Here is a 14,159-nt window from a genome sequence, read left to right as displayed (position 1 = left end):
TCAAGTTGGTCAAGTTGGTCAAGTCCATTCCCGTAGGCTGACTCTCGTCAAGAGAAACCTTCGCGAGGAACTACAGACGCCAGTGCCGGTGGGGTTGTGTATAACCGGGCCCCACCACCCCGGAACGAGGATGCTTCACCACCCAATGGCTAACTCTGGCCACCAGCAGAATTGAAAGGGGATCGCGCTTTGGATACCCCTTTGGAGTGTGGGTCTGGAGCTTCATGCTGCGATCTCCCGCTGATGCTTGCTCTGGAGTTCACGAACGTAGAGCAGCAGGTTTGCCCTACGCTCGGCATAGGCCATACCTCCGCCGATCAGTACCGTGTCGCGCAGTTCGGCGAGGGTGACAATCTCCAGCTCTGGCGCGCTCAACTGGTCGCGGTCCCGGCCAGCGAAGGAGCCGGTGATCACCTGATTGATGAGCCGCGCTTCATTGATGAAGTGGTGGCGCTGAGGCGTCTTGCCTTGGGCTTCGCAGTTGAGTGCGATGGCGTCACACACGGCCCTGTGTCCGATAGCTGCCTCACGCCGGGCGTTGGCCCAGGACTTCGATTCACCGCGCAGCAGGGTGTCCAACTGTTCGTCACACCAGATTTCAAAATCCACGTCGAGCCACCGGGCAAACTTCACCGCCAGCTTCGGATGCAACCAGGTGCCGCCACCACGATCCGCACGGGCACGGCTGGTTTTTACATACGGGATTTCCCCGTATCTACGTTGCAGCCCCTCGAGGTAGCGTTCGGTATCCGGCAGGCGCAGCCACTCATGCGGCTCTTTGCCGAACCTATCTGCAATCTCAGTGGCATGCAGCCAGCCGTCGGCATCGAAGCGCACGGCGCGCCCCTGGTAATCGAACGGAATGATCTTGGCCGTCATGCAACCACCTTCTGCGCCGGGACGGCACTCAGGAAGTAGGTGGCCACCTTCTGGTGCTCACGGCCTTGGTCATCTTTCAGAGTACCCAGGTGGGTGACGATATTGTGACCTTGGTCCCGTAGCTCTGAGATACGGGCGCCCGGACGCAGTATGTTGAGCAGCGTGATGGCCTGAAAGGTGTTGATCGATCCGTGCTGGCGCAGGTGTGCGAGAAGGCGCGTGCGTTGCGCGCTACCGCTAGTATCGAGATTCCCTTGCGCTGGACAAGCATCGAGAGGTGGGGGCTTTGCCATGTTAGGCCACCTCGCTTTCAGAGCCAGCTTGACCGCTAACGAATTGATGAGCGCACACGAGATGGTGAAGGGCCATCAAATCTTTTAAGGGTACAGGAAGGGATAGAACCGCTTTTTCAGGGCCAAGCGCTCCCCGCTCCGCGCCTACGCAGAGTTGATTGATCATCATGGGTTAGGCCTCCTGACTAAGCAGGAAGGATTCCACAGACTCGGGCTCCCAGCGGACGGAGCGACCGAAGCGAATAGGTGCGGGAAACCCGGGAGTTTTGGACCAACGCCACCAGGTGGCACGGCTTACTTGGTACTTGGCGCAGAGCTGAGCGGCGGTAGCGCGGGCACCAGGTATAGGCAGGTTGGGTACATCGGTGCTGCGGGCGACATTTGAAGTCATTGGTGATTTCTCAATCAAAAGCATCAGAGAAACCGAAGGGGGTTGTACTGATTCCACCAAAAACCACGAAAACCGGGTTGCTGGTCGTCGGATATTACGGCACTGGGTAATAATCCAGTGTTGCGCAATATCCCTTCCGGTAATACAGTCCGCCCGTGGACAGATAGGCACATGTGCCTATTTGCCCAGTCAGAAGCCGTCTCAAATGCTTCTCCCCTCGGGGTTGTGTGCTGGCCTAGCTGACATGCAGAGGACGCGCCAACGTCCTTTCCCGAGTCGGCCCCTGGTCTTCGACTACCAGGGGCTTTTCTTTGCCTGCAATTCAGCAATCCAGCATCCTCAAGGTAAGCGCCAGAGAGCACTCATAGAGTCTCACTGTGTAGCTTCCACCTTAGAATGCTTCGGATGTTACCGGGCGTATCCAGAAAACTGCAACAGGTTTTTCAACGACTTCAGCAATTACCTTTAGATAACTAAAGATACCCGCAGATATTAACTACCGTCTCATCTGTCCCATTGCGTACCACTGAGTGCTCAGGAGTATCACTGAGTGCTCAGAAGGGCCTAAACCAAACGAAAAATCCAGCGGCGCTTCACTGATTACCGTTCGTCGAAAAGCCTGGAGAGCCTTTATTTACGGGTTCTAAAGAGGGACTATTGAGGCCCTCATCCGGGCCTCAGCGTCTACAGGCGACCATAGCCTGCAGACTGACGCGACAGTTTTCCGCATTACGCAATAACTGTCGCGACAGTATTTCAGGCTTCCAAGCCCGTCGATCTCATTTTTCCAGTGTGACAAGTAAGCGTGGCCTCGCGCCACAAAAGCGTTAACTACGATTTCGTGGCGCGCACGGCTCTTCTTACATGCGCACAAGTGACACCGGCAGAACTAACAACATTGCGTAATATTCAACGTTGCTTATTTTCTGGTATTCGCTGTTATTCCCTGTTATTCGTCGTTTCGACGTGTTTTCAGCTGAGTTTTTGGAACTGAAAATGGCTACAAGCCGCGCATTCTGGGGAATCGTCAACGGACTGCTAGCCCTCCTGTGCGGCGAGCTGACTACTCAATCGCTATAGGTAGCGGTGGATTGGGAGCGGTGCTTTCAGTGGATCAATGGGTGGGAAAACAGGGGCTGACGCATTTTAGCGGCTAAAATGGCCGTCCTGCGTAGATGCGAGGGAGTCAGTCAACAGGACGTTTATGACTTTGGCCCGGCAGTCTTCTTTTTCCGGCGCGACATTGCACGACGCTTCTCTGGTAGTGCGGCCTCAGGGTTGTTCCGGTAGTGTTTCGAGACCACCCCCGTCTGGCCATGCGCCTGCAAAAGGTCAGACAGTCGATCATCAACACCGCGCCGTTGCATAAGCTGGGTGCAAGTACGGCGCAGGTCCCTCGGCGAAAAGGACGGTACCCGCACTCCGTCAACCGCCGCATGCTTGGAATCCATCCAGTCAGCTATCGCATGTGTTGGGCTACTGATGACGAAGGGCTGCTTACCATGAGTTGTCCAAGGCCACTGATGGTCGCCGCTGATCTCCTGCACACGCCGCATGAGGGACACGGCCCGATCCGAGAGGGGAACAAGGTGCGGCCGACTCATGGTCTGCCCGCCCCTGCCTTTCCGATGAACCAGCAGCACAGTACCCGCCTCCAGATCGTAGTGCGCCCAGGTAGTTTCGATGATGTTCTTGATGCGTTGGCCACCAGTGGCGATCACGAACTTGAACAGCAGCGCCATCACGGGACCGACACCCTCTGTACTCTCTATCGTCTGCCAAAAATGCTTCAGCTCCGCATCCGACAGCGCCCGCTCTACGGGGGCCGAAACCTTCTCGACCTTCACCATCGCGGCCGGGTTGATCTCAAGGCCATAGACCTTCGCATTACCATTCGTATACGGCTCTGAATGGTTTACTTGTAGACCGGCAACGTGCTGAGATCTAAAAAATCCCGAGTTCGATTCCACCGAACGCCATAACTAGCTGATTTATTTATAGTTACTAGTTGGGGTACGCCGAATTTTCCACCGAAATCCAGACGCCCGAAAATCCTGGCCTCCCCGAAACATACCGTTCGTCTGGTGCCACAAGGTTGCAGAGACGGTTTTTAGTGTTTCTGGAACCACCGAAAAACGCCTTCTGGCGGGTTTTTTCGTTTTGGGGTTTTGTCGAGATGCTGCGGATAGCTGGCGCTTCTGATCAGGCCGCAACCACAGACAGCTCTATACGTTGCCCAAGCACTCGCAGCGCATGCTCCACCTGCTCGATCTTGGAACGGTGCAGCAAATCCACCAGCCGATCTACCTGTGGGCGATTCACACCCAGCCGGCGCGCCAGCTCGGTTTTGGTGACCTTCTGTTTGACCATCGTATTCCACAGCGCTGCCTTGGCTGCGCTCAGCGCAGGCAGACGAACGACGGGCTGGCCTGGCGCAGCAGGCGATGGCAGCGGTATGGCAATGCGTTGATCCACATACAGGGACAACGCGGACTCCAAAGCGTCTACGGCATCGAAAAGGGCTTCCTCCACCGTATCGCCCGCGCTCGACATTTCAGGGGCGTCGGGGCAGCTCACCCATGGGGTACCGTCTTCTTCGTGCACCGTTACGGGGTAGTCGTACATGGCCTTCAAGCCTCCCACAGGGCTCAATTTCAATCACTGAGGCCCAGGTCTTTGATGATTTTTTTCCTCAAGCCTTCGCTGATTTCCTTGGCGCCATGGTCTGGGAAAATCGTTTGTCGGTTGCCCAGGTACACCTTGAAATAGCTTCCCTTGGCCGGCACAAACGTAACGCCATGTGCCCGCAACCATCGTCGAAACTCGCTGTACTTCATGTGCAGTCCTATTGTCTCGACAAAGTCACAGTGCAACAGTAATGTTGCGCATGCAACAAAAATGTTGCACTAAGTGCGCTTTAGCTCTGGGCCTGGGGTGCGGAAGGATGAAATGGAGGAAGGACAATCCAAGCCTGCTGGCGATGGTAACGCAGGCCCCGTTCTGCCAAAGATGTTGAAGGGAGACCAGATGTGGCAGCAGCGGATCTACGTAGACGGCAACTGGCTGCGCCAGACTGACGGCAAGATCCAGGACAAGGCTATCGAGCGCGAGGCCGAGGCGCTGGGCAACACTGAGACCTTCCCGAGCCACACCAAGACCGTCGACGATCACTGGACCGAGTCAGTGGGTGGCTTCAAGAAGATCGGCTTGGAGAGACCTCACTTGAAAAAGCTAAAACCCACGCAACTGGCTGTGAAAATCACTGATTTTCACCTGTGGATAACTCCATGTGATGGATGCCTGTTTTTACCATTGCGCCACAGGAAAGCTCGTTTCCATTTCCTCGGGTACACCTTGAAATGACTTCCCTGGGCTGACACAGGGGCGGGGGAACCCACGTCTACCGAAAGGTGATGAAATGGGCGCTGCGTCGTTTTCCGGAAGGTATCACTGCCGAATCTGCGTGAACCGAAGGCGCCACAAAGCACCGTCGGCATCCCACGGCCGACTTGAAAAGACTTATAAAACACTTATAATTACCTATCAAGGCAGGCCAGGCATGAACACGATCAATTGGTCGCGCAAGGCAGTCAAACAGCTCAGGAAAATCAACAAGGCCGATCAGCAAAAGCTCTACGATGCCGCCCAAGCACTGGCCCACATGCCTAACGTTCAGAACATCAAGGCACTGATCAATCATCAGTCCGGTTACAGGCTTCGAGTCGGAAACTACCGCATCCTGTTCGATTGGGACGGTGGTGTAAAAATCGTCAACATCGAGGAGGTCAAGAAGCGCGATGAGCACACCTATTAACGTACAGATCATCAACGGCGCGGATGGCCGCCCAGCCTTCGTCGTGCTGCCTTATGCCGACTACATTGCCAGTCGTCCCAAGGAAGATCTGATACCCAACGAGGTCGTTGGGTACATGGTGAAAGATGGCCTGACCGCCATCGCCGCGTGGCGCAGGCACCTGGCTCTGACTCAAGCCGAGATGGCCAAGCGACTAGGCATCTCCCAATCAGCGTATGCCCAACAGGAGGCCGCTGAACGGCCACGCAAGGCTACGCGTGAGAAAATTGCGGCTGCGCTGGGGATTCCCGCCCAGTCGCTAGACCTGTAGCGCGGCGACACTTGGCACATCTCGAGCAGCCAACCATGGGGCACTTTGCGTCTATCACTTCGGTGACAGGAGCCGACACCGCCAGCCCCTGCCCGCCCCTTACGCGATGAGCGTCGCGCTGTTCTCCATGCCATCGATCACCGCATCCACCAGCCATTTGGCCATGTCCGCCGAATGCAGCGAGGCCCACAACAGGTCTTTCCGGACCTGATCACCAGGCCCTGAATACGCTTGTTGAACGGTGTCATGGATACCAGCGAGCAATAGCGATGCCTGCACGAGCGCGTCACGCGCATCGATACCCGCTCGCCCTGTGAAAGTTGGGTGGCAGCTGTACGCAGGTTGGTCGACCAGGACAAGAGACAAACCCGGCAGGCACGAGGCCTCCCGCGCACAGCCGCCATGAAGGTATTCATGAGCGCTGCTTGTAACTTGTAACGGGCGACAAACCCGATCGCTGATGAGCAGCGACCGCCAGAGCCTAACTGCCCACCCTCACACCGGCAAGGCGCACCGTCCAAGCAAATCAGTCCGCATATTACAGTCCTACAGACGCATCTGCCCACGGGCTGCGCACACAACGCGGCGCAACAACTCAGTCGTCATAGTGAAAGCGGCACTGCAGGATGGTGAGAACGTTGGCCTCGAAGAAGTAGACCAGGCGGTGTTCTTTGGTAATGCGACGGGACCAGTAACCAGACAGATCGCCCTTGAGGGCCTCTGGCTTGCCTGTTCCGCTGAAGGGTGTGCGGCGACACTGGGAGATCAGCGAGTTGATGTTGGCCAGGACTTTGGCATCGGCCTGCTGCCAGTGGCAGTAGTCTTCCCATGCTTCACCCGTAAATTTCAACCCTGCGAGGGTGCGGGCGTCGTCTTTGTTACTTTGTTTGGCTTTGCTCATTGGTTGCCAATTCCTTGGTTACGGCTTTGCCGGCCTGGAGCTGAGCAATGGATGAGCGCAAGCGTGCGGCGTTCTTTGACGAGCCAAGCAGATGCAAGGTCTCGTTGATGCCGTTGTAATCCTCAAGAGAGAGCATCACGACAGGTTCGCCACGCTGGCGCGTGATAATGGCGGGTTCATGATCCCGGCAAACATCATCCATTGTCTGCTTCAGATCGGCGCGAGCCTGGCTAAAAGTCAGTACGTGCATTTAGTAATCCTCTCTGGGCACAGCCCAGACCAGGTTTGTTCCCCCCTCAAGGCGCAAGCACAGCAGGCGGCTATGGGGGGGAGGTAGCAAATGGTTATGCCCCGCGTCCTTGAACGCTCGGGCGAACCTGTGATGTGTAACCGCAATCTGGGCCACGACACCTGTACGGCATCTCAAAAAGGCACAGAAGCATGTCACCGGTTTCATGGGCGACCGGCACATAGTACGAAACGTTGTACAATCCCGTCAATGCTTTCTCCTTCGCCCAGGCACAGCTAGTTGGAGCGCTTCCCCTCCAGCAACTCCAGAATCCGCGGCCAGCCGGCAATACGTGCCAACTCCAACGAAGTCTGGCCGTTGCCGTTGGGTACCAACGGGTCCGCACCGTGGCGCAACAGCGCATCAACCACCGTGTAATTGCCCGCCAGCACCTCGCGGTGCAGCATCAACCACCCCTCGTCATCCGGGTCTCGGACCACCTGCGGCTGTGCGCTCACGCCTTCCTCGATCTTGTCGCGCATGTTCACGGCCATCGGGTGCTCGGTACACTCCAGCAACGCCAGCGTCTGCTGGTCTTGCGCAGTGCCCAACGTACGCGACAGCAGCCAGGGCTGTTGGCCTTCTGCCGCCGGCACCACTTCGACGCAACCCGGCTCGCCGAAGTCCAGGCCCCAGGCCTCGTCGTGTTCCTGGCGCTCGTCTTCGGCCATGTCGGCGCGTATCGCATCGACCGTGAAGCCACCGTATACATGGCCCTGGCGCACGTACATCCAGTCGTTGAGCAAGGACAACGGCAGCGTCACAGGCTCCCACGCCTTGAACGAGGTCGCCCAGCTTGGCTCATTCATCAGCACGCCAGTGATGGACTGCCCGTCGAACTCGATGTCACTCACCCACATGTTCTCGACGCCGGGTACCGCGGGGTCGTCGCTCTCGATGGGGAAGGACATCTTGACCGCGGCCATGTCCAGGCCCTTGACGATCCTGCGTGCCTCCCACGACAGCTCCCGCCAGAAATACTTGAACGTCGCCTGGGCACCGGCCACGGCGGCCTTGAACGCGTCGCTCTCGCCTTCAACGCTGTAGATGATCTGTTCGGTCATAGGTAAATCGTTCCATCGCTTGGTTTATTCAGATGCTCAAGCCAGAGCACGGGCAGCCCTGTGCTGCCACTCACAGAAGCACGCAGGATACGCTGCTCTGTCGTACGTGGCAGCCTTGCCGCCAACCGCCCGTTACGCTAAAAACCATGCCCCATGGATAACACGCACAAGGACACGCCCCATGTTTGAACACATCACTGTCGCCGGTGGCCCACTGGTGCTGTCCACCAACGCCGAGGTCGACCAGGCGCAAGCCGTGCTGGGCACTGGCTTCCCTACCGGTTACCGCGAATACGTCACGCAGTTTGGCGAGGGCATTTTGGGCGGCGTGTACGTGCGCATCTACCCGCCCCATCAACTGCTGCACGGCGAAAACAGCCAGGCGCAGTGGCTTGAGCGCATCAACCAGTACTGGTTCTGGGACGACGACAAGGACCTGATGCCCAAGGAAAAGGCCTTGCAGTGCATCATCATCGGCGACACCTACGACGGCGACGAACTCATCATTCACCCCAGCGACCCGGAGCGCATCTATGTGCTGCCGCGCCACAGCGAAGCGGCACTTGTGGCAGGCAACGGGCTGGTGGAAGCCATCGAATGGCTGTGCAGTTCGAATGTACTGACAGAGGCGTTTACCGAGCGCGACTTCGAGCCGTTCGACAGCCGCGTAAAGCAATGACATGACAGTCTGCTAGCCATCAAGGGCCTGCGCCACCCTCAAGCAGCCCCACAAGGCCTGCCTAAGCAACCTGCTCGCGCTGCTCTGCCTGCGCGCCCAGCAGCGCATCGAGTGTCGTGAGGAACAGGTCGTGGCTCAGAATACCGGTGGCTATCGTCGAAAATGCCACCCTGCCAGTCTCGTCCTTGACAACGACCTTTTCCGTCCTGGCGCTGAGGTCCACCGTGCGCAACGTCGACATCGCCAGCCTGCGCCCCTGGACCTGCAGCGCGTCGCGGGTCACAACAATCGGCGCCGTGGTGATCTGGAGGAAGTTGCCAGTGAAAAACTTGGTCCACACCTGGCTTGTACTGATGTAGTTGAACGTCACGGCCCCACCCGACTCCAGTGTATCCAGCACCCCAGGCAAGCGTGCACGCACGTGCAGCTCACGCACCAGTTCCTCAAAGTCGTAAAAATCCTTGAGCGACTCGTACACACGGTGAAACGGCTCTGCCGCAGTGCGCCGGTAAGCCACGTTAGTGATCAGGCCCGCCGCTGACGCTTGCCCTGAGCCAAACAGGTACAGGTCTTCGATTTCCACAAACGGTGTGTATTCACGCAGGCTTGTGCTGATACGAGCGATGCCATGCTCATAGACGTCGTAGCTGTAACGGCGCAGCTTCTTTTGCCAGGCATACATACTCAGCACGCCCAGCGCACACACGGCCAGCATTACGCTGGTGCCGTAGATGATGAAGCGGTCGCTCTGGCCCGGGGTGGCATGGCGGCCCACGGGCGCTTCATTGCCCGGCAACAGGATCGTGCCCAGGTACAGGACAAAAACGGCGACGCCCAGCAACACGGCGGCAAACGCCAAACAGAAGATCAGCGCCCCCTTGCGATGGCGAAAGGTCGCGATCAGTTCTCCGGTGGTTGAGGGTGACGTAGTGGAAGATGGCTGCATGTCTGCTTGCGTCCTTTGTAAACAGATAAAAGTGCCGCCCCGCCAGTGGCGGGGCGGCAATATGGCGACATGATATCACCACGTTCAAGCACACCGACCTAGTAGCTGCCCCGCAGCGTCACGGTGAAGTTCTTCGGCTCGCCATAGAAGTTGCCGTAATCCGAATACCCCACGGTGGAGTAGTACTTCTTGTCGAACACGTTGTTCGCGTTCATCGCCACGCTCCAGTGCGCATTGACCTGGTACTCGGCAAAACCATTCCAGATGGCGTACCCGGCCTGCTTGAAGTCGGTCGGCGCGTAGCTGACAAAGGTTGCGCTCTGCGCCGTCACCCCACCGCCCACCTTGAAGTCCGACCAGCGGCCCGGCAGTTGATAAGAGGCAAACAACTTGGCCAGGTGCTTGGGCGTCAGCGTGTTGTAAGCGGTGCCACTCACCTTGTTTTCATTGTGGTTGTAGGTGTAGCCGAAGGTGCCGTTGAGCCGCGCCAGCAGCTCGCCGCTGACTTCAAAGTCCACGCCCTTGGACACCACCTGACCATCATCGCGATAGCAGCAGTTGTTCACCACCAGCCCATCACGCACCCCTTCGCCGTCACGCTTCACGTAGTACAGCGCCGCGTAGGTGTTGAACCTGCCCTCCATCAACTCGCCTTTCACCCCCACCTCGTGGCTGACGCCGGTGATAGGTTCCAGCGGCGAGCCCGGGCTTGGCGCCTTGCGGTAGTTGGCCTGGGACTTGTAGATCTCCGACACACTGGCGTAAGCGGTCCAGTCCGGCGTCAGGTCGTAGGTCAGGCCCACGAAGGGGGTGACGACGTCATTGTCCTCGTAAGGTGTGACTACAGTGGGGTTGCCGACGGTGGTCGTGGTGTAGCTGTACTTGTAGTTGCTGTAGCGCCCACCCAGGATGACGTGCATCGGGTCGCTCAACTGCACCCGCCACGAAGCGTAAAGGCCGTTCTGCTCGACGTCGGTATGGTCGTTCAGGTACACCGAGGCGTTCTGCTTGTAGGAAGGAAAGTCATCCGGATCGAAGGCAAAGATATTGTCGATGGCATGGGCTACGCCATCGCGGCTCAGTTCGGTGGGTGCTGCAGACTTCTGCCAGCTCCAGCCCAGCAGCAGATCATTGCGATGGCCAAGCACATCACCGCCGCCCTTGATGTTCACATCAACCGACATGTCCCGCTTCTGTGCCTTCGCCCCCCACCAGCGCGAACTCACACCCGCTCCGGTAGACGGGTCTACCTCACCGGCGAAGTTGTAGTAGCTGCGATCGCTGGTGGTCTGCGCATACAGGGTGTCCAGCGTGGCGGACCAGTCCTCGTTGAGGGCGTGGTCAACGCGCAAAAAGTACGACTGGCCCACACGGTTGAAGTAGTCATGGGCACCCGCAAGGTAGGTGCTGCGCGGCAGCTTGAGGTCGTTGCCGTTGCTGTATCGCGGCAGGCCATAGGACTGGTCGGAGGCGTCCGCATGATCATTGGTCATGCCCACCAGCAAGGTGGTGTCGTCGCTCAGGTCGGCTTCCAGCACGCCATAGAACAGCTTGCGTTCAGCGTCGGCCTTGTCATAGAAGGAGTTCTTGTCCTGGTAGACGATCACCGAGCGCCCACGCAGCTTGCCGTCAAAACCCAGCGGGCCGCTCACATCCAGCTCGGTGCGGTAGTTCTGCCAACTGCCGACGGAGCTGGTGATGCTGAACCTGGGGTCGGCGGTGGGGCGCTTGCGCACCAGGTTGATACTGCCGCCCGGCTCGCCATTGCCCGAGAACAATGCGTCCGAACCCCGCAGCACCTCGACGCGGTCGAAGATCGCCATGTCCAGGTCGTTCCAGGCAAACGCCGCAGACGTCACCGGGGCACTGCCATCGACCCTGAAGCTGGTCACTTCAAAGCCACGTGACAAGTAGCGGGATGCACTCATAGAGCCCTGGAACATGGTGATCCCGGTGGTCTGGTCCATCACATCCGACAAGGTCGTGAGGTTCTGGTCGTCCATGCGCTGGCGGGTGGTCACACTGACCGTCTGCGGGGTTTGCTTGAGCGACATGGGTGACTTGCCGAGGGTCGCCATCGATGTGGTGTAAGACCCGGTGTCCTCGGTGGTCACACTGGAGGCCAGCCCGGTAACGCTGGTCGCCTCCAGTTGCAGCGTGTCCGCGTCGCCCACCCGGGCCATCAGCAGGTACACGCCACTGGGCTGCCTGACTGCCTGCAGGCCACTGCCGGCGAGCAGCGCGGCAAAGCCGCTGTCGACGCTGTAGTGCCCTTGCAAGCCGGGCGACTGCTGCCCCTGGGTCAGCGCCGCATCGAACGACAGGGCAACCTGTGACGCGCCTGCAAAGTGCCCCAGGGTTTCGGTCAACGTACCCGGTGCGATGGCATAGGCACGGACCTGACTGGCGCTGTTTTCAGCCGCCATTGCGAGCGCCGGCCACGCGACGCCGACGCCCAGCGCCAGATGAATTGCCAACGCCAGGGCGGCGTGCGGTCGTTGCATGGGTATCATGTTTCCCTCCCCCGAGAACACTCAAATGAATCGATCTGAGAGAGGGTCGAGTGGGCGCAGGAAAAAGTGCAGCGTAGGCGTTTTTATTCTCAATTACGTCAGGCGCGGGCGGTGACCGTCACCCAGTAGCGGGTACGGCGCACCACCTGCACGGCAAACCCGCTCTGCAGCGCGGTGAGTGCCAGGTCGGTGTCGGTGATCGGAAACGCCCCCGAGACTTTCAAGCCGGCCACCTCTGGTTCGCAGCGCAAGAGGCCTGGGCGGTAGCGCGACAGTTCACGGATCAACTGGCCCAGCGGCATATCGATGGCAATCAGGCTGCCGTTGCGCCACGCCGCCACACTGGCGTCATTGCGTTGCAGCGCGCCAGTGCCGGAGGCGCCGAAGGTCACCCGCTGACCCGCCTCCACCCGCAGCGCCGGCAGGCCGCCAACCGTCAGTTGCACGGCTTTCTCCAGCACGGCGACTTCGCTGCCGTCGTCATCGGTGCGCACGTGAAACGTGTACCCAGCGCAAGCACGCGCCCATCACGCGTGTCGATCATGAAGGGCCGCCTGGCAGGGTCGCTGCCGGTATTCACCAGCACCTGGCCGCGCCGCAACACCAGCAGGCGTTGATGGGCATCGTATTGCACGTCCACGGCGCTGTCGGTATCCAGCAGCAACTGGCTGCCATCGGTCAGTTCGATTGCGCGACGCTCGCCTACATCGCTCTGGTAGTCGGCGGTCCATGCGCGACGTTGGTCGCTGCGCCAGGTGAGCGTACCGAGCCAGCCGCCGCCCACCAGCAGTGCCAGGCCATACACCACCTGGCGGCGGGCTGTGCCCGCCCCCTGCAGCGTTGAGGACGCCAATCGCCCCGGCAACCCGCCCAGGGTTTCGGTCACCGCCTGCATACGCTGCCAGGCCTGCCGATGCAGCTCGCTGGCGTCGTGCCAATGCTGCCATTGGGCCCGGTCGTGCTCGCTGGCGGTGCCCGACGACAAGCGCGCAAACCAGCGCGCTGCCTCGCGTACGGCCTCGCGCTGCAAGGGCGTGGGGACCTGGCTCACGTGTCTGACTGCCACTGCATCAGGCAGCAATGTTCCATGGCCTTGGCCATGTCCTTGTTCACCGTGCGCAGCGAGATGCCCAGCTGTGCGGCGATCTGCGCATAGGTCAGCCCGTCCAGTTGCGACAGAATGAACACCTGCCGCACCCGCACCCCCAGCCCGGCCAGCATCTGGTCGACTTCCAGCAGCGCCTCGAACAGGATCGCCTGGGTCTCGAGGTCAGGTACTTCGGCAGCGGGCAGGTGGCCGAGTGTCTCCAGATACGCCTGCTCCAGCGAGCGCCGGCGAAACAGGTCGATCATCAGCCCCTTGGCCACGGTCGAGAGGTACTGGCGGGGCTCGCGGATATCCAGGGCACTGCGCGCCTTCAGAATCTTGACGAAGGTGTCCTGGGCCAGGTCTGCGGCATCGCAATGGTTGTCGATGCGCCGGCGCAGCCAGTTGCGCAGCCAGGTGTTGTGCGCCGAGTACAGCTCACCGACGGCACTGTGCAGGGCAGAAGAGTCAGCCGTCATGGGAACGGTCTCAAATGGTAATGACTTGCATTATTGTTGATCTGCCTGGCGGGGACAAGCGCGAGTGAGCAGTTAACTGCCCCCTTCGCTAAGGCATGAAAGCCACCTGCAGGGGTGGCTTTGCGGCACAGTCGATACTGGCCCGAACCCCTTCGCCCGTGGCGTGCCCCGGGTACTTGCGCAGCGTCAGCTCGACCTGCGTGTCACTCACCCACACGGCACGGTCCATCGACCAGCGCGGGTCCTCGAAAGCAAACACGCACTGGCCTGACCCGGTGTCGATGATCTGTGGCGGGTACACCCACTGTGAAGGCCCTGCCTCCCAGGGCTCGGCGTCGATACGGTAGCGGCCGTCGGGCGAGACCGATTGAATTTCACTCATTGGCGTGTCCCTGAGAAAGGCTGGGCCGGGGTGCATGACCTGTGGGGGGTGACGTGCCAGCGAAGGGGCCCGCACGGCCCGCAACCTTGCCATACCCACCCCCATCCGTTATAGATAAAAAAGAAACCACAA

Annotated in this window: 18 protein-coding genes and 1 pseudogene; 4 read left to right on the top strand and 15 right to left on the bottom strand. The window is 59.4% G+C overall.

From position 1 onward, the window contains the following. Positions 1-222: 222 nt before the first annotated feature. From G3436_RS04645 to G3436_RS04625, 5 genes are all read right to left on the bottom strand, one after another. Positions 223-879, bottom strand: coding sequence for a KilA-N domain-containing protein (locus tag G3436_RS04645; protein ID WP_163941821.1), 657 nt, complete (start codon positions 877-879; stop codon positions 223-225). Next, a complete protein-coding gene (locus G3436_RS04640; RefSeq protein ID WP_163941819.1) occupies positions 876-1,172 on the bottom strand; it encodes a helix-turn-helix domain-containing protein in 297 nt (98 codons plus the stop codon). Before G3436_RS04640 ends, G3436_RS04645 begins: the two co-directional genes overlap by 4 nt. A gap of 1,593 nt (positions 1,173-2,765) precedes the next feature. After that, positions 2,766-3,533, bottom strand: a complete 768-nt coding sequence (locus tag G3436_RS04635) for a site-specific integrase (RefSeq protein ID WP_338001202.1) — start codon at positions 3,531-3,533, stop codon at positions 2,766-2,768. Between the two features lie 232 nt (positions 3,534-3,765). After that, entirely contained in the window at positions 3,766-4,188 is a 423-nt protein-coding gene (locus tag G3436_RS04630) for a type II toxin-antitoxin system HicB family antitoxin (RefSeq protein ID WP_163941817.1), read from the bottom strand. A 29-nt stretch (positions 4,189-4,217) separates the two neighbouring features. Then, the gene (locus G3436_RS04625; protein ID WP_163941815.1) at positions 4,218-4,400 is read right to left on the bottom strand and encodes a type II toxin-antitoxin system HicA family toxin; all 183 of its coding nucleotides are present in this window, start codon (positions 4,398-4,400) and stop codon (positions 4,218-4,220) included. A 154-nt stretch (positions 4,401-4,554) separates the two neighbouring features. Here G3436_RS04625 and G3436_RS04620 point away from each other — a divergent pair. The 3 genes and pseudogenes from G3436_RS04620 to G3436_RS04610 all read left to right on the top strand — a co-directional run. Beyond that, positions 4,555-4,767 (top strand): annotated as a pseudogene (locus G3436_RS04620) (hypothetical protein); the annotation flags it as partial. Between the two features lie 355 nt (positions 4,768-5,122). After that, entirely contained in the window at positions 5,123-5,377 is a 255-nt protein-coding gene (locus G3436_RS04615; protein ID WP_163941812.1) for a type II toxin-antitoxin system RelE family toxin, read from the top strand. Then, the gene (locus G3436_RS04610; RefSeq protein WP_163941809.1) at positions 5,361-5,687 is read left to right on the top strand and encodes a helix-turn-helix domain-containing protein; all 327 of its coding nucleotides are present in this window, start codon (positions 5,361-5,363) and stop codon (positions 5,685-5,687) included. Before G3436_RS04615 ends, G3436_RS04610 begins: the two co-directional genes overlap by 17 nt. Before the next feature lie 99 nt (positions 5,688-5,786). Here G3436_RS04610 and G3436_RS04605 read toward each other — a convergent pair whose 3' ends face one another. The 4 genes from G3436_RS04605 to G3436_RS04590 all read right to left on the bottom strand — a co-directional run bounded on the left by G3436_RS04605 (position 5,787) and on the right by G3436_RS04590 (position 7,941). Continuing rightward, positions 5,787-5,966 (bottom strand): hypothetical protein, encoded by a 180-nt coding sequence (locus G3436_RS04605; RefSeq protein ID WP_163941806.1) that lies wholly within the window; start codon positions 5,964-5,966, stop codon positions 5,787-5,789. 316 nt (positions 5,967-6,282) lie between these two features. After that, positions 6,283-6,588 carry a Txe/YoeB family addiction module toxin gene (locus G3436_RS04600; RefSeq protein WP_163941803.1) on the bottom strand — a complete coding sequence of 102 codons (306 nt, stop codon included), beginning with the start codon at positions 6,586-6,588 and terminating at the stop codon, positions 6,283-6,285. Beyond that, positions 6,566-6,838 carry a type II toxin-antitoxin system Phd/YefM family antitoxin gene (locus tag G3436_RS04595; RefSeq protein ID WP_163941799.1) on the bottom strand — a complete coding sequence of 91 codons (273 nt, stop codon included), beginning with the start codon at positions 6,836-6,838 and terminating at the stop codon, positions 6,566-6,568. The genes G3436_RS04600 and G3436_RS04595 overlap by 23 nt, the downstream gene beginning before the upstream one ends. A gap of 275 nt (positions 6,839-7,113) precedes the next feature. Continuing rightward, on the bottom strand, positions 7,114-7,941 hold the full coding sequence (locus G3436_RS04590) for a DUF2314 domain-containing protein (protein ID WP_163941797.1): 828 nt from the start codon (positions 7,939-7,941) through the stop codon (positions 7,114-7,116). A 181-nt stretch (positions 7,942-8,122) separates the two neighbouring features. Between G3436_RS04590 and G3436_RS04585 the strand changes: the two genes are divergently transcribed. Next, complete coding sequence (locus G3436_RS04585) at positions 8,123-8,620, top strand: SMI1/KNR4 family protein (protein ID WP_163941795.1); 498 nt, start codon at positions 8,123-8,125, stop codon at positions 8,618-8,620. Positions 8,621-8,681: 61 nt separating this feature from the next. Here the strand turns inward: G3436_RS04585 and G3436_RS04580 are convergent, their stop codons facing one another. The 6 genes from G3436_RS04580 to G3436_RS04560 form a co-directional block, all read right to left on the bottom strand. Beyond that, positions 8,682-9,626, bottom strand: coding sequence for a hypothetical protein (locus tag G3436_RS04580; protein ID WP_243667008.1), 945 nt, complete (start codon positions 9,624-9,626; stop codon positions 8,682-8,684). Between the two features lie 38 nt (positions 9,627-9,664). Continuing rightward, positions 9,665-12,070, bottom strand: a complete 2,406-nt coding sequence (locus tag G3436_RS04575) for a TonB-dependent siderophore receptor (protein WP_163941792.1) — start codon at positions 12,068-12,070, stop codon at positions 9,665-9,667. Between the two features lie 107 nt (positions 12,071-12,177). Then, a complete protein-coding gene (locus tag G3436_RS29205) occupies positions 12,178-12,525 on the bottom strand; it encodes a hypothetical protein (protein ID WP_476644168.1) in 348 nt (115 codons plus the stop codon). Further along, positions 12,516-13,130: a FecR domain-containing protein gene (locus tag G3436_RS29200; protein WP_476644167.1), complete on the bottom strand. Its 615-nt coding sequence runs from the start codon at positions 13,128-13,130 to the stop codon at positions 12,516-12,518. Before G3436_RS29200 ends, G3436_RS29205 begins: the two co-directional genes overlap by 10 nt. After that, a complete protein-coding gene (locus G3436_RS04565; protein WP_163941789.1) occupies positions 13,127-13,645 on the bottom strand; it encodes a sigma-70 family RNA polymerase sigma factor in 519 nt (172 codons plus the stop codon). Before G3436_RS04565 ends, G3436_RS29200 begins: the two co-directional genes overlap by 4 nt. An 88-nt stretch (positions 13,646-13,733) precedes the next feature. Continuing rightward, the gene (locus tag G3436_RS04560) at positions 13,734-14,027 is read right to left on the bottom strand and encodes a hypothetical protein (RefSeq protein WP_163941786.1); all 294 of its coding nucleotides are present in this window, start codon (positions 14,025-14,027) and stop codon (positions 13,734-13,736) included. Positions 14,028-14,159: the final 132 nt, after the last annotated feature.

It is taken from the genome of Pseudomonas brassicae (assembly GCF_010671725.1).
Classification (GTDB): Bacteria; Pseudomonadota; Gammaproteobacteria; order Pseudomonadales; family Pseudomonadaceae; genus Aquipseudomonas; species Aquipseudomonas brassicae.
Note: the sequence above shows the minus strand (reverse complement) of the source record. Positions and strands in the feature narration are given on the sequence as shown.

Bases quoted from the DNA above. Each gene is read 5' to 3' on its own strand.
- G3436_RS04640 (WP_163941819.1), bottom strand. From the start codon at position 1,172: ATGGCAAAGCCCCCACCTCTCGATGCTTGTCCAGCGCAAGGGAATCTC.
- G3436_RS04630 (WP_163941817.1), bottom strand. From the start codon at position 4,188: ATGTACGACTACCCCGTAACGGTGCACGAAGAAGACGGTACCCCATGG.
- G3436_RS04600 (WP_163941803.1), bottom strand. From the start codon at position 6,588: ATGAGCAAAGCCAAACAAAGTAACAAAGACGACGCCCGCACCCTCGCA.
- G3436_RS04595 (WP_163941799.1), bottom strand. From the start codon at position 6,838: ATGCACGTACTGACTTTTAGCCAGGCTCGCGCCGATCTGAAGCAGACA.
- G3436_RS04565 (WP_163941789.1), bottom strand. From the start codon at position 13,645: ATGACGGCTGACTCTTCTGCCCTGCACAGTGCCGTCGGTGAGCTGTAC.
- G3436_RS04625 (WP_163941815.1), bottom strand. From the start codon at position 4,400: ATGAAGTACAGCGAGTTTCGACGATGGTTGCGGGCACATGGCGTTACG.
- G3436_RS04590 (WP_163941797.1), bottom strand. From the start codon at position 7,941: ATGACCGAACAGATCATCTACAGCGTTGAAGGCGAGAGCGACGCGTTC.
- G3436_RS04615 (WP_163941812.1), top strand. From the start codon at position 5,123: ATGAACACGATCAATTGGTCGCGCAAGGCAGTCAAACAGCTCAGGAAA.
- G3436_RS04645 (WP_163941821.1), bottom strand. From the start codon at position 879: ATGACGGCCAAGATCATTCCGTTCGATTACCAGGGGCGCGCCGTGCGC.
- G3436_RS04610 (WP_163941809.1), top strand. From the start codon at position 5,361: ATGAGCACACCTATTAACGTACAGATCATCAACGGCGCGGATGGCCGC.
- G3436_RS04585 (WP_163941795.1), top strand. From the start codon at position 8,123: ATGTTTGAACACATCACTGTCGCCGGTGGCCCACTGGTGCTGTCCACC.
- G3436_RS04575 (WP_163941792.1), bottom strand. From the start codon at position 12,070: ATGCAACGACCGCACGCCGCCCTGGCGTTGGCAATTCATCTGGCGCTG.
- G3436_RS04560 (WP_163941786.1), bottom strand. From the start codon at position 14,027: ATGAGTGAAATTCAATCGGTCTCGCCCGACGGCCGCTACCGTATCGAC.